Source organism: Natrinema ejinorense (genome assembly GCF_002494345.1).
Taxonomy (GTDB): Archaea; Halobacteriota; Halobacteria; order Halobacteriales; family Natrialbaceae; genus Natrinema; species Natrinema longum.
In genome coordinates this window covers 1,979,990-1,993,427 of record NZ_NXNI01000001.1, presented here as the reverse complement: position 1 = coordinate 1,993,427, position 13,438 = coordinate 1,979,990, and the positions used below count along the sequence as shown (strand labels likewise).

The window sequence follows — 13,438 nt, the reverse complement described above, 5'->3', positions numbered from 1 at the left end:
GAGTCCCGGCCTCGAGCGACGAAACGACGCGGATCGTTGATCGGCCCGACTGATCAGTCCTGCGCTTACTCCTCGTCCTCGTCGCTGTGGTCCCGTTCGGACTGTCCTTGCGTGTCCTTGCTCTCGCCCGTCTCGTCGGTCCGATCCATCTCGCCGCCACTTCGGCCCTCGGTTAGTTCCCCGCCAGGCTCCGGAGAACCACGAGCCCCCGACTGTGGACTCTCCCCCTGGTGCCCCCGTGCACTCGGTCGTCCCCGCTCTCCCCGCTCGCGGTGCTCCGTCTCGATGCGCTGTGAGTACTGGTCTCTAACCCGTCCCTGACCGGTCGTCCGTGGCTGCGACGATTCCCGTCCCTGCATCGGTTGTTCGTACTCGCTGGCGCGTCCGCCCTGTTCACCGCCCCGAGGCTGGCCACCGTGCTGGCCCTGGGGACCCTGTTGCCCGCCCCGAGGCTGTGGTTCCTGGGAGTGACGCTGCGGCTGCCCTTCCTGGCCGTATTGCCCACGCTGTTCGAACTGGCCGGTCGTGGGTGATCGACCCGGCTCCTGTGGAGGGCCGCCGGTCTGACTCCGTTGGGACCCACCCAGCCTGCCCTGCTCGATCCGACTCTCCTGAGGGGAGATGTCCGGCTGTCCCGAGCGTGTCTGCGCTCCCGTCATCGGTCGTTGCTGGAAGCCGGAGGCGCTCGCCGACTCGCCACCGTACTCCTGTGGCGAGACCCACTCCCCGGTCCCAGCGGAACCTTGTGGCTGCGATCGTTCGCTCGAGGCACGCTGCTCGCCCGGCTGTGTCCGTGGCGTGTCTCTCGATCGTTCAGTACTGGCCTGTTCCCCGCCGAATTGCTGTCTGCCGGCCTGCTGGCTCCCCATCTGCTGGTCGGCCATCCGACCGCCCGCCCCGCGTTGGCTCGGTTCCCCTTCGCTGGCCCGGCCCTGACCGATCGGCTGCGAGCCCATCTCCTCCATCTGGGGCTGCGTGGCCGCCTGCATGCCCTTTTCCATCGCCCGCTCCATCTCCGGCATGACGGCCTCCATCCCCTGGAGATAGCTCTGGACCATCGATTCGGTGAACTGCGAGCCCGGCGCGCTCTCGAGGATCGTTTTCGTCATTTCGAGGCCCTGTCGCTGGGCAGTGTCCTGCCACTCGAGTGCACTCAGCGTCATGCGGGCCATATTGCGCTGGAGGTCGATCAGCTGTTCGATGGTCTGCTGGCCCTGGTTCATCGTCGACTGTGCCATCTGCTGTGTGTCCCTGTTCGTGTTCCGGGACTGCTGACGTTGTTGGTCTCTCATACCACTCACCTGAGGATCCGTCGCCGCTGTCGATCCTCGGTCACGACTGGGGGCAACCGAGACGCAGATAAAGGGGGTCGTCGGTTCCAGTCGGTAGTACGTCACCAATTCGCCGTAACAGGCTGTCGCCCATCAGTCAATTGGCGAGACGATACCGGCGTCCCATCCCGGAGTAATCGATCCTGTCGCGGCGTCCGACGGCGTAATTACTGCTTGGGAGCCGGCAGCGAACCGAGGACGGAACGACGGCCGGGGCCGCGGTTAGCCGTCCGAATCGGACGTCGGTTCGCCGTGTGTCACGCCCTCGCGTTCGTCGGCCCGCATCCGGCGCAGCGCCGCGCGCCCGTTGCTCGCCTCGTAGCCGAAGAAGACCCCGTTGGCGTATTCCTCGGCGACTTCGGTCGCGTGGATCAGGTCGTCGACATCGACGTTTACCGCGTACAATTCGATATTAAACGGCGTCTCGAGGGCGCTCTCGAACCCCTTTGCGATCGTCTCGAGCCAGTAGGTCGTCCCGTAGGCGGTATCGTAGAGGGGGACGACGAACTCGTCGACGTACTCCTCGATGGCCGCGAGGTCGATGCCGGCGCGTTCGTAAAGGTGGCCGGGATACGGATCGGGATAGAGGGTCATGTAGACCGTCCCGGGGATGTGTTCGACCGCCTCCGCGACGAAGTCGGTGATGACGCTCGCACGCCACGCCATGCGGTCGTCGTACCCGCTCGCTTCGAACTCCTGCTCGCAGACGCCACAGCGACAGTATTCCGCGCGGGGAAAGCCGATGTCGTCGAGGCGCACGTCCTCGTTTTCTGCGACGCAGTCGTCGATGACCTCGAGCAGTCCCTCCCGGTAATCCGCTCGAGTCGGACAGATGTAGGCCCAGTCGAAGTACGACCGCTCCCGATCGGCCGGCCGTCCCATGTCGTCGACGGGGACCAGCGACGGATCGGCGTCGGCCGCGGCGTTGTCGCCGAAACAGGAGACCATGTTTACCCCGTCGGCGATCGGTTCGGCGGACCGGCCGGTCACGTCTTTGACTTCGTAGAACCCGCGGTCGAACTCCGGCCACCGTACTTCTTCGGCGTTCCGAGTGACGACGCCGTACATAACTCAGTGTACGACGCCGGCACCGTAAGCCGTTCGGAATCGTGCGTTATTCTTCGGTCGGTTCGTAGTCGACTTCGACGTCCGACGAGCCGCCAACGGTGAGTTTGTAGAGGACGGCGACGACGAACAGGGCGAGTACGATCTTGACGGTACGTGACATGTCCAGTGGAGCCTTCGGTCGGAACACACTTAGAGATTCTGGATAGTCGTCAGTCCCGGAAAAAAGCGCGCTCGCCGTGGCCCCACGTATCGATCAGCGACGCGATCTCTTCTCGAACGATCGTCTCACAGTACGAACAGCGAACGCCATCCTCGAGCACGGTAAAGCGGGACGTGACCGGTTCGTCGCCGGTCGTGATACAGCCGGCGTTCGGACAGGAGAGCACGCCCTCGACGACGTCGGGTCGTTCGACGCGGTGTTTCTCGACGACGTCGTAGTCCCGAACGATGTTGATCGTCGCGTCCGGCGCGATCAGCGAGAGGACGTCGACCTCGTCCTGGCTCAGTTCGCGCCCTTCGACCTTGACGATGTCCTTGCGTGCGAGCCGATCGGAGGGGACGTTCATCCCGACGGACACCTCTTCGCCCTCGCTGCCGTCGATCCCGAGGATCGCGAGGACGTTCAGTGCCTGCCCGCCGTGGACGTGATCGATGACGGTGCCATCGCGGATTTTGCTCACTCGCAGTTCGTGGTCGTCGTTCCCGTCGTGGTGGTCGTGATCGTTACTCATCGTCATCACCGCCGATACGCTTGTCGTCGCTCAACAGCAGGTCCAGCAGCGCCATTCGGACCGGGACGCCGTTGTGTGCCTGTTGGAAATACGCGGCGTAGTCGGTCTCGTCGATCTCGGGCGCGATCTCGTCGACTCGCGGGAGCGGATGCATCACGGTTAACTCGTCGCTTGCGGCCTCGAGCGTGTCGGCGTCGATCTGGTACTCGCCGGCGACCTTCTGGTACTCGTTTTCGTCGGGGAACCGCTCGCGCTGGATCCGCGTGACGTAGAGCACGTCGAGCGATGGCAGGACCTCCTCGAGGGAGTCGTGTTCCCGAATCCCCGTGCCGTCCTGTCGCTGGTGGAGGTCGTAGACGACCTCGCGGGGCAACTGGAGGCTCTCCGGGCTGATGAAGTGCTGGCGGGTGTCGAAGTTCGTCAGCGCGTAGGCCAGCGAGTGGACGGTCCGACCGTACTTCAGATCGCCCATGATGCCGATCGTCAGGTCGTCCAGGCCGGCGTTCTCCCGGATCGTGTAGAGGTCGAGCATCGTCTGTGTCGGGTGGTGGCCCGCACCGTCCCCGGCGTTCACCAGCGGAACGTCGACGAACTCGCTGGCCATCGTCGCCGCTCCCTGCTTGGGATGGCGCAAGACGAGCGCGTCGGTGTAGCCCTCGATGACCCGGACCGTGTCGGCGAGCGTTTCCCCTTTCTTCACGCTCGAGGACTCGATGGATCCCATATCGACGACGTCGCCGCCGAGCCGTTTCATCGCGGTCTCGAAGCTCATCTTCGTCCGCGTGCTCGGCTCGAAAAAGAGCAGGCCGAGCAACGTTCCCGCGTGGCGGTCGGCGACGGTCGACGGGTCGGCGTCGAGCTCGGCTGCGTAGTCGAGGACGGTTTCGATGTCTCCCCGAGAGAGTTGTTTGCTCGTGATGAGGTGATCGTGGCGCATTCGTTCGTGTAGGCTGTGGCGTGCCCCTTGAATCTCTCCATTCGGCACGGCGAGTTCCCCGACTTCGAATCACCGATCGGCGGAAAATCATTGCATCCAGCTGGTGTGTATTGAAAGCAAAGAGTTATACAGCCGCTACAATAATAAGTCGTAATCGTATGGTCGGCCGGCTGGATACGGGAATCGACGTGTTGGACCGGAAGCTCGACGGTGGGCTCCCACCGGGGTGTATCGTCGCCTACACCGCCGAGCCAGCCAGCCAGTCGGAACTCCTCTTGTACGAACTCACGGCCGCACGCGGGACGCTCTATCTCTCGACCGAACGCTCCGACGACGCCGTCCGCCACGCCATCGACTCCTCGCCGTCGGCCGTCGGAAGCCCGACGGTCAGACACGTCACGAGCGACATGCCTCTCGAGGAGGCGACCCAACTCATCGGTGCCTTGCCCGACGGCGCCAATCTCATCATCGACACGATGGACGTCTTGGAGCGGTGTGACACCGACGAGTACGTCCGCTTTCTCAACGACCTCAAAGACAAGATGCTCGAGACGGGGAGCATCGCCGTGTTGCACTGCCTGAAAGGCGACGACGAACCCCTCAACCGGGCACGGACCTACCACGCTGCCGACGCCGTCTTCGATCTCCGGACCGAGGTCGCCGGCACCGAACTCGAGAATCACCTGACGATCCCCAAGTTCCGCGGCGGCAGCCAGCCGACCGACGCGATCAAGCTCGAACTCATCGAGGAAGTGGCGATCGACACGAGCCGCGACATCGCGTGAGGAGCGTCGCCGCTCCCCCGATCCGGTCACGGCTCTTGCTCGGGCGTCGTAACGGCGTACTCGCGGCGGTCCGCTCGGTCACCGTCGCCGTTCGCAGAACGTACGCGACCAGCAACGCGAGGGGAAAGACGCCGACGGCGACGCTCATCGGAACGAGGACCACACGGACCGGTTCTCCGAAGGGCGGACCCTCGCTGCGGTCATGACAGACAACGCGGCGATGGCGGTACCGACGGCCGGGACGCCGCCGTAGAGTACGTATCGCGAGAGCCGGGAAAATTCGACCCGCAGAGACACCGATCTGAAGTACTGGTCCGGTTCGACCGCTACGTTCCCGCGGGCGAAAAAGGGGAGACGCGCACGTCCATGGTCGGTGTCAGTACGCTACAGAACGGCCAGCGATCGCCGGGTGCGTTACTCTTCTGCGCCTTCGAGCTCTTCGACGATCTCGTCGGCATCAACGTCGGCGTCCTCGAGGGCCTCCTCGATGTCGCCACCGCCCATGCCGCCCATGCCGCCCATCATACCGCCCATGCCCATGCCACCCATGCCGTCGATGACTTCCTGGACGATGACGCGGTCGACGCCGACCTTCTCGATGATGTCCTGACCGATCTGCTGTTTGCCCATCATCCACTGCTGGTTCATGGTCATCTGGGGCGTGGCCTCCAGATAGAGCGTCTCCTTCTCGACCGTTTCGGTCTCGAACTCGGGTTCTGCGTCCTCGTCGGCGTCCTCGTCGGGTTCGACGGGAACCTCCTCCTCGACCTCGTCCGTTTCGATCCAGAGGTCGGGCTCCATCCCGAGGTACATCTCGAAGAGGCCGGCGGCCTGCTGTTCGCGGTCGTCGACCTCGTCGGCGACCGTGTACTCGTACTCGACGTCCTCACCGGCCAGCGGGTGGTTGAAGTCGACGCGGGCGCGGCCGCCGATGATCGTGCTGATGTAGCCCTGCTGGCCGTCGATCTGCACGTTGGCACCGGGGTAGCGGTCGTCCTCGTCGATCTTCTCGGCGCTGACGGTCTGGACGTCGTCCGGGTCGTACTCGCCGAAGGCGTCCTCGGCGGGAACGGTCACGGTGCCGGAATCGCCGGGTTCGGAGCCGGTGACCGCCTGTTCGACGGCCTCGAAGATGTGGCCCTCGCCCAGAACGATCGTTCGCGGCTTGAACTCCTGGCCCTGATCGTCGACGCCCTCTTCCTCGGCGACCTCGGGGTCGGTCGTGTCGACCAGCTGTTCGTCCTCGGTGGTGTACGCGGTGTACTCGAGTTCGACGAAGTCGCCTTCCTGCAGCCCCTCGGCTTCGTCGGCGGTTTCCTCGGTTACTTCTTCGTCGACGTCATCGGCCTGCTCCTCGAGCTCGGCCTCTTGATCCTCAGTCATACGTTGTACGTCCCGCCGTCGACATTTAAGTACGACGTTTTCGAGCGAGAGCGACCGATACTTATTACAGCTCCACCTCCCCCCGAGCATGTACGAGGTCGAAGTGAAAGTCCCCGCCGATCTCGAGCCCGTCCGAGACCGCCTCGTGGCGCTCGAGGCGACGCCACGGGGTGCCGTCGTGCAGGTCGACACCTACTACGACGCACCCCACCGGGAGTTCGCCGAGACCGACGAGGCGCTTCGGATCCGGTCGGAGCGACCAGAAGACGGCGAGGCGGAGACCCGCGTCACCTACAAGGGGCCACTGGTCGACGACGAGTCCAAGACCCGCGAGGAAGTCGAGACCGCCGTCGGTGACGGGGAAAAGACGGACGCGATCCTGACGAACCTCGGCTTCGAGCCCGCCGCGACGGTCCGCAAGGATCGCGAGCGGTTCGCGCTCGAGGAATACACCGTCACCCTCGATTCGGTCGACGACGTCGGCGAGTACGTCGAGGTCGAGACCGACGTCGAAGTCGAGACGGATCTCGAGACGGCCCGCCAGGGGGCCTACGACGTCCTCGAGCGACTGGGACTCGATCCCGACGACCAGCTCCGGACCTCCTATCTCGGCTTACTGCTCGCCGCCGACGATAGCAGCCACTGACAGTCACCGTACACCTGATCGCACGACAGCGTTGCGAGTAGCGTGTCAACCGTTTCAGGAGTTGCTATCGGCCGTCCGTCGATCGCGACATAACCTACAGGCATTTTCTGTCCCGTATCTGTTTCCGCAAGTTATACGAACTCGCTCCGTCAAGTCCCGACAATGAGCGAGCGGAACATCCGGATCGAGTCCATCGACCGGCAAGCGGTCGAGGACCAGGAGGTCGAAATCGTCGAACGAAAGGGCATCGGACATCCAGACTCTATCTGCGACGGAATCGCCGAGAGCGTCGCCGGGGCGCTCGCACGCGAGTATCTGGACCGCGTCGGCGAAGTGTTGCACTTCAACACCGACGAGACGCAACTCGTCGCGGGCGAGGCCGCGCCCGCCTTCGGTGGCGGTGAAGTCGTCGATCCGATCTATCTGTTGATCGTCGGCCGCGCGACCAAACACTACGACGGCCAGACCATCCCCGCCGAGACGATCGCGCTGCGAGCGGCACGGGAGTACCTCGAGTCCGAGATACCTCAGCTGACCGTCGGCGAGGACATCGTCGTCGATGTCAAACTCGGCGAGGGTAGCGGCGACCTCCAGGAGGTCTTCGGCGAAGACGAAGTCAGCGTCCCGATGGCCAACGACACGAGCTTCGGCGTCGGTCACGCGCCGCTGACCGAGACCGAGCAGATCGTCCTCGAGGCCGAACGTCGGCTGAACGGGGAGTACGCCGACGAGAACCCGGAACTCGGCCCCGACGTGAAGATCATGGGCAAGCGCGAGGGCGACGAGATCGACGTCACCGTCGCGGCGGCGATGGTCGACGAGTACGTCGCGGATCTTGACGAGTACGTCGAGGCCGTCGAGTCCGTCCGGGAGTTCGTCGACGGCGTCGCACGCGAGTACACCGACCGCGCGGTCGAGGTCCACGTCAACACGGCCGACGACTACGACGAGGGTTCGATCTATCTCACGGTGACCGGAACCTCCGCCGAACAGGGCGACGACGGCTCCGTGGGGCGCGGTAACCGCGCGAACGGTCTCATCACGCCCAACCGGTCGATGTCGATGGAGGCGACCAGCGGGAAGAACCCGGTCAATCACATCGGAAAGATCTACAACCTGCTCTCGACGGAGATCGCGGAGTCCGTCGTCGACGAGGTCGACGGCATCCGCGATCTGCGTGTGCGCCTCCTCTCCCAGATCGGTCGCCCGATCGATCAGCCCCACGTCGCCGACGTCCACGTCGTCACCGACGACGGGGTCGCGGTCTCGGATGTCGAGGCCGACGTCGAAGCCATCGTCGACCGGGAACTCGCGGACGTGACCGGGATCACCCGCAGCGTGATCGAGGGCGAACTCTCGACGTTCTGAACGAACACGCCGCGTTTTCTTCGACCAGCGTGAGCCGCGATGTACGCCAGTGCGAATCGAACCAGCGAGTGACTGCACGTGTCCGACTCGAGTTCCGAATCGACTGCCAGATCCGTCGTCTACGCCGTCGTCGCGAGTACCTTCTTCGTCGGCTTCGGCGGCGGCGTCGTCTTCCCGATTCTGCCGAACCTCGGCGAGGTACTGGGGATCTCGGGGTTCATGGTCGGCGTCATCCTCTCGGCGAATCGCTGGACGCGACTGGTGGCAAACGGGCCGGCGGGCGTGCTCGTCGACCGGATCGGGACCCGGAAACCGTTCGTCGTCGGCCTGGCGATCGAGGGGCTCGCGACCGTCGGCTACGTGATCGCCATCCGGTCTTCGATGCCCGAACTCTGGTTCGTTCTCGCGCGAATCATGTGGGGCATCGGCAGCGCGCTCGTGTTCGCGACGGCGTACACGATCACCGCCGACGTCAGCGAGGCCAACTCGCGCGGGACGAGCATGGGCATCGTCCGAGCCGGGATCACGTTCGGGTTCCCCGCGGGCATGGTGCTCGGCGGCATCGTCAGCGAAGTGTACAACAACGCCACGGCGTTCGCCATCGCGGCCTCCTTCGCCGGCCTGGCGAGCGTCATCGCCTACTTCATCGTCCCCGAAACCCACGTCGAGTCGACCGACTCGTCGATCAACCCGCTGGACTTCGAGACGACCCTCCCCGCACTGACCGTCGGCCTCGTCAACTTCGGGCTCTACTTCGCGTACATCGGCGTCCTCTTCTCGACGCTGGTTCTGTACCTGCAAATCGAGTCGTTGACGCTCTCGCTCGAGGTTGCGGGCTACGGCATTGACTACGGGGAACAGGGGACCTCCGGACTGCTGATGGCGGTCTCCACGCTCTCGGGCGCGGTCTTTACGATCTCTAGTGGCAAGATCAGCGACGGCGTCGGCGCACGCATTCCCGTCCTGATCGTCTTCCTCGCGACGAGCTGTGCCGGGTTCGTCGTACTCACGGTCGCGCCGTCGTTGGGGGCCGTCGTGCTCGGGTGTATCCTGATCGGTGCGGGACAGGGCGGGGTCGGCGGTCCGCTGACGGCACTGCTCGCCGACCTCACGCCCGAGGATCGGATGGGCAGGGCGATGGGCACCAACAACATCTTCGGCGACGTCGGCGGCGGTCTCGGACCATTGATATCGCTCCCCTTCGCCAACGCAGTCGGCTACAACGTGCTGTACGCCCTCAGCGCGATCATCCCATTGATCGCCGGTGCCGTTCTCGTCGTCGGGATCTACTCCTATACCGGCAGTCTGAGCCCAACGGTCGAGGAATCGATCGCGTGACCGACGTACGAACCCCTCGAGGCCGACCTCGTAACCCCCTTATAGCCGCAACCATCTATCACAGCCCATGCACCCTCCGGGAGCCGACACCGTCCTCGTCCGCCACGGGGACCTCAACACCAAGAGCAACACCGTCAAGCGGTATATGGAGGGTCTTCTCGCGGAGAACCTCGAGGCCGTACTGGCCGACCGCGCGATTCCCGGCACGATCGAGCGCCGGTGGAACCGGCCGCTGATCCACACGAACGAGGCAGCCGTCGAGGCCGCGACCGCGGCCGCGACGGACACCTTCGGGGTCGTCTCCGCGAGCCCGGTGCTGACCGTCAGCACCGAGAAAGCACGGATCCTCGAGGCGCTGGCGGCGACCGCCCGCGAGCACTACGACGGCGGGACGTTCGCGGTCGACGCCCGCCGGGCCGACAAGACCCTCCCCTACGATAGCGAGGACCTCGCCCGCGAGGCCGGGACCGTAATCTGGGAGGCCGTCGAAGACGAGTTCGAACCCGAAGTCGACCTCGACGAGCCCGACCTCACCTTCGGCGTCGAAGTCCGCGAGGACGTGGCGTTCGTCTACCTCGAGACGGTCGACGGCCCGGGCGGGCTCCCGCTTGGTTCACAGGAGGCGGTGGTCGCGTTGGTCAGCGGCGGCATCGACTCCCCCGTCGCGGCCTACGAGATGATGAAACGCGGCAGCCCGATCGTCCCGGCGTACGTCGACCTCGGCGACTACGGCGGGATCGATCACGAGGCACGCGCGATGGAGACGGTTCGGCTCCTCTCGGCGTACGCACCCAACTTCGACATGCAGGTCTACCGGGTTCCGGGCGGCGAGACGGTCGACCTGCTGGTCCGGGAAATGGAACAGGGACGAATGCTCTCCCTGCGGCGGTTCTTCTATCGCGCCGCCGAGACGCTCGCCGAACGCGTCAACGCGGACGGCATCGTCACCGGCGAAGCCGCCGGCCAGAAGTCGAGTCAGACGATCCGGAACCTCGGCGTCACCAGCCGCGCAGCCACGCTCCCCATCCACCGGCCGCTGTTGAGCCGGGACAAACAGTACATCGTCGCACAGGCCCGCGAGATCGGCACCTTCACCGACTCGACCATCGACGCCGGCTGCAACCGCGTCACCCCCGACCAGGTCGAGACCAACGCCCGCCTCGAGCCGCTGCTGGCGGCCGAACCGGACGACCTGCTCGAGCGCGCCGAGGCGGCCGCCAAGGACGCCGAACTGGTCGACCCCTGAATCCGATCGCTTTGTGGGTTCTCCGTGCCGCCGGCCCGGTCGTCGACTCGCGGAAGGAGTCGATTCCCGTCGGTTTCGTGATCCCTACTCGTGGCAGGGGTTCACAAGTTCGATCTACGCTTCGCCGGCCAGCACGATGCTACGAAGTGAACACGAGCCCGCTCGTTCTCCCACGAGTCTTCCAAATCCGGGCTATCGCTCTCGCCGAACGGGTTTGTGAGCATCCAAGCGATTCACGCGCCGACCTGTTCGTTGCCCAAACTGGCCCGACTAGACAGTAAAGAGCGTGAGCGACCCGTCATCGGACCACTATTACCGGCACCGGTGCCCGCTTAACCACCGTTTCGGCAACGTTTCCGACGAGGAACTGGCGTGCCGTGCGATGCCAGTCCTCGCCGTGACTCCCGAGTACGATCGTGTCGTAGTCGTCAGCACGATCGATGATCGCTCGGGCGGGATGTCCGACCCCCACGTCCGTGTTAATCTCCCGGTCCCGTTCAGCCGCGACTTCGTGTGCGCGTTCGAAGACAGGTTCAGCACGTTCGGCAGCCGCCTCCTCCAAGTCGTCCTCGAGGCTCAGTCCCACCGCACTTCCCATCATCATGGAGGGGACTCCGACGATGTGTAGAACGGTGACGTCGGCGTCGGGATGATTATCGAGCGCGTACGCGAGCGCACGTTCGGCCGGCTCAGAGTCGTCCATCGGAACGAGAATCCGCGAGAGCATAGGTGAGGTTTCATCCTCCGGGCATATAAGGTCGTGTACGCTCGGCTACGATCACGACTCGAGAGCTGAACGCAAGAGACGGGCAAGCCCTGCGTCAGGTCGAGACGACCAGTACACCCGTTTCGTTCACGTAACGTCGGGGATTGCCACGAAGAACACGGACGCCAAAACGGTGGCCAACGTCGGCCCGATACGCCACATCGAGCAGACGTTATACGGCCCGCGGGTCGAAGAGACCGCTCGCCTGAAGCGCTTCCTCAGTCTCTTCTTCGCCGATCGACGGTGCTTTTTCACCCTCCTCTCGGGCAGCCGTTTGTACTGCGGGTTCGGTAGTCACGATCGGGCGTCGATCACGAACAAATCAGACCCACGGCAAGCGTTTTTTGAGAGGGGTGTCAACGACATCACCAGCGCGAGCGAGAAGTACCGTTCGGTCAGTCCGATGGACGACCGTCCGAGGAACCGAACCAACGAGACGACGGTGTAAGACCCCCTGGCGTGTTGCTCCGAAAACGATCACATCGTGGTCGAGAGCGACCTCGATAATCGACTCGGCTATATCGTCACCATCGCCGATCTCTGATTCCACCTGAAGACGAGGACCGGGCGCTTCTTCGAGACTCAGTTCTGCATCTGCGATGTACTCGCGTGCTGTCTCGGGAGCCGTATGGGAAGCGTCGACTGCGAAGACGTGTACGGTGGCGTCGTTGCGAGCAGCAATCGCTTTCGCGACGGACGCTGCTGGACGAACGTGAGGGCCGCCAGCCACGGGCAAGAGGATGGAATCGACGCTGTTCGCCTCTTGACCGATCCGTTCGACGTAGAGGTCACACGGTGCACGCTGGATAAGTCGATCGACGGTGGTACCGAGGACAGCGTCCGTTCGGCGTTTTCGCTCTTGCCACCCCACTACGAGTGCGTGCGCCTCGGTCTGTCCGACTGCTGTGAGCACGCCATCGGCAATCGATCGGCCGACGATCTGCTCACTTGTTACCGTGACATCGTCGGGGGCGACTCTCGTTGCTTTGTCGAGTATTTTCCGACTGGTTCCCGAATACTGCTCGAGGATCGTCTCATCAGTGTACAGGGAAAACGGTGAGTTGTGGGGCTTGGAAACCACAGAAACGATCTGTACGAGGCCATCGGTCACCCGGGCGAGGTCGCCAGCTGTCCGGACCAACTGCTCTACGTGGTCAGGGTTACCAACTGCGACCAGTATCGGTCGAGGTTCCGGGTTGTTTCCCATACGTGTTACATCGTGACACAGTGGTGAATACCTTGGGTCGAAGTACGACCTCGAGATGTGCAATTTCTGTGAACGCGTGGCGCATACGCGTGTTCTCTCCGGACTGTTCGTTCTGTGTGAAAATCGTCAAAACCGGTGTGCCGATTACGGAGGATCTGGTCAGTATGACGGCTTTGTTTGTTTCATCCTGAGACCAATGAACCAGCCGTTCAGTAGATCTGCGAACTGAGTACCTTCCCATACGAAAGCGAGTCGTAGGATGGTCATGGGTGTCACAAGATCGGACCGGGCGCGATTCGAACACACAGTCGGACGTGCTCACTCCGTTTCACACGACCGCCCTGCGATTCAAATCGCGGTCGCCCCTCTGCTCGTCACGAACTGTTCCTCGCAGAAGCGGGCCGGGCGCGATTTGAACACGCGACCGTCTGATTAAGAGTCAGACGCTCTGCCGGACTGAGCTACCGGCCCTGTGCTTCCGACTTTCCCTCGGTCGTTCAAATACGTTTCCCTTGGCGGGCTCCGTGACAGCGATCCACGCGCGAATCGCTCCCTTCGAGGCGCTCGATTCGACCCATCAGCCTGTACCAATCTCCGGGAGCGTTAAGTACGGTCGGTCCGACCACTCGGGC

Annotated in this window: 12 protein-coding genes and 1 tRNA gene; 5 read left to right on the top strand and 8 right to left on the bottom strand. The window is 63.9% G+C overall.

Annotated features, from left to right (window positions below; all coding sequences use genetic code 11):
- Positions 1–65 precede the first annotated feature (65 nt).
- From CP557_RS09990 to pyrB, 4 genes are all read right to left on the bottom strand, one after another.
- A complete protein-coding gene (locus CP557_RS09990) occupies positions 66–1,292 on the bottom strand; it encodes a hypothetical protein (RefSeq protein ID WP_097379758.1) in 1,227 nt (408 codons plus the stop codon).
- Positions 1,293–1,553: 261 nt separating this feature from the next.
- On the bottom strand, positions 1,554–2,399 hold the full coding sequence (locus CP557_RS09985; RefSeq protein ID WP_097379757.1) for a hypothetical protein: 846 nt from the start codon (positions 2,397–2,399) through the stop codon (positions 1,554–1,556).
- Positions 2,400–2,608: 209 nt separating this feature from the next.
- Positions 2,609–3,130, bottom strand: a complete 522-nt coding sequence (gene pyrI, locus CP557_RS09980) for an aspartate carbamoyltransferase regulatory subunit (RefSeq protein ID WP_097381605.1) — start codon at positions 3,128–3,130, stop codon at positions 2,609–2,611.
- Positions 3,123–4,067 carry an aspartate carbamoyltransferase gene (gene pyrB, locus CP557_RS09975; RefSeq protein ID WP_097379756.1) on the bottom strand — a complete coding sequence of 315 codons (945 nt, stop codon included), beginning with the start codon at positions 4,065–4,067 and terminating at the stop codon, positions 3,123–3,125. The genes pyrI and pyrB overlap by 8 nt, the downstream gene beginning before the upstream one ends.
- A gap of 158 nt (positions 4,068–4,225) precedes the next feature.
- Between pyrB and CP557_RS09970 the strand changes: the two genes are divergently transcribed.
- The gene (locus CP557_RS09970) at positions 4,226–4,852 is read left to right on the top strand and encodes an RAD55 family ATPase (RefSeq protein WP_097379755.1); all 627 of its coding nucleotides are present in this window, start codon (positions 4,226–4,228) and stop codon (positions 4,850–4,852) included.
- Between the two features lie 414 nt (positions 4,853–5,266).
- Here CP557_RS09970 and CP557_RS09960 read toward each other — a convergent pair whose 3' ends face one another.
- Complete coding sequence (locus CP557_RS09960; protein WP_097379754.1) at positions 5,267–6,235, bottom strand: FKBP-type peptidyl-prolyl cis-trans isomerase; 969 nt, start codon at positions 6,233–6,235, stop codon at positions 5,267–5,269.
- A gap of 88 nt (positions 6,236–6,323) precedes the next feature.
- Between CP557_RS09960 and cyaB the strand changes: the two genes are divergently transcribed.
- The 4 genes from cyaB (at position 6,324) to CP557_RS09940 (ending at position 10,833) form a co-directional block, all read left to right on the top strand.
- Positions 6,324–6,881, top strand: coding sequence for a class IV adenylate cyclase (cyaB, locus tag CP557_RS09955; RefSeq protein WP_097379753.1), 558 nt, complete (start codon positions 6,324–6,326; stop codon positions 6,879–6,881).
- Positions 6,882–7,043: 162 nt separating this feature from the next.
- Positions 7,044–8,249: a methionine adenosyltransferase gene (locus CP557_RS09950; protein WP_097379752.1), complete on the top strand. Its 1,206-nt coding sequence runs from the start codon at positions 7,044–7,046 to the stop codon at positions 8,247–8,249.
- Between the two features lie 78 nt (positions 8,250–8,327).
- Positions 8,328–9,587, top strand: coding sequence for an MFS transporter (locus CP557_RS09945; RefSeq protein WP_097379751.1), 1,260 nt, complete (start codon positions 8,328–8,330; stop codon positions 9,585–9,587).
- 67 nt (positions 9,588–9,654) lie between these two features.
- The gene (locus tag CP557_RS09940) at positions 9,655–10,833 is read left to right on the top strand and encodes a tRNA sulfurtransferase (protein WP_097379750.1); all 1,179 of its coding nucleotides are present in this window, start codon (positions 9,655–9,657) and stop codon (positions 10,831–10,833) included.
- Positions 10,834–11,131: 298 nt separating this feature from the next.
- Here CP557_RS09940 and CP557_RS09935 read toward each other — a convergent pair whose 3' ends face one another.
- From CP557_RS09935 to CP557_RS09925, 3 genes are all read right to left on the bottom strand, one after another.
- Positions 11,132–11,560: a universal stress protein gene (locus CP557_RS09935; protein ID WP_097379749.1), complete on the bottom strand. Its 429-nt coding sequence runs from the start codon at positions 11,558–11,560 to the stop codon at positions 11,132–11,134.
- 361 nt (positions 11,561–11,921) lie between these two features.
- Positions 11,922–12,806 (bottom strand): universal stress protein, encoded by an 885-nt coding sequence (locus tag CP557_RS09930; protein ID WP_097379748.1) that lies wholly within the window; start codon positions 12,804–12,806, stop codon positions 11,922–11,924.
- Positions 12,807–13,203: 397 nt separating this feature from the next.
- Positions 13,204–13,277, bottom strand: a tRNA-Lys gene (locus CP557_RS09925).
- Positions 13,278–13,438: the final 161 nt, after the last annotated feature.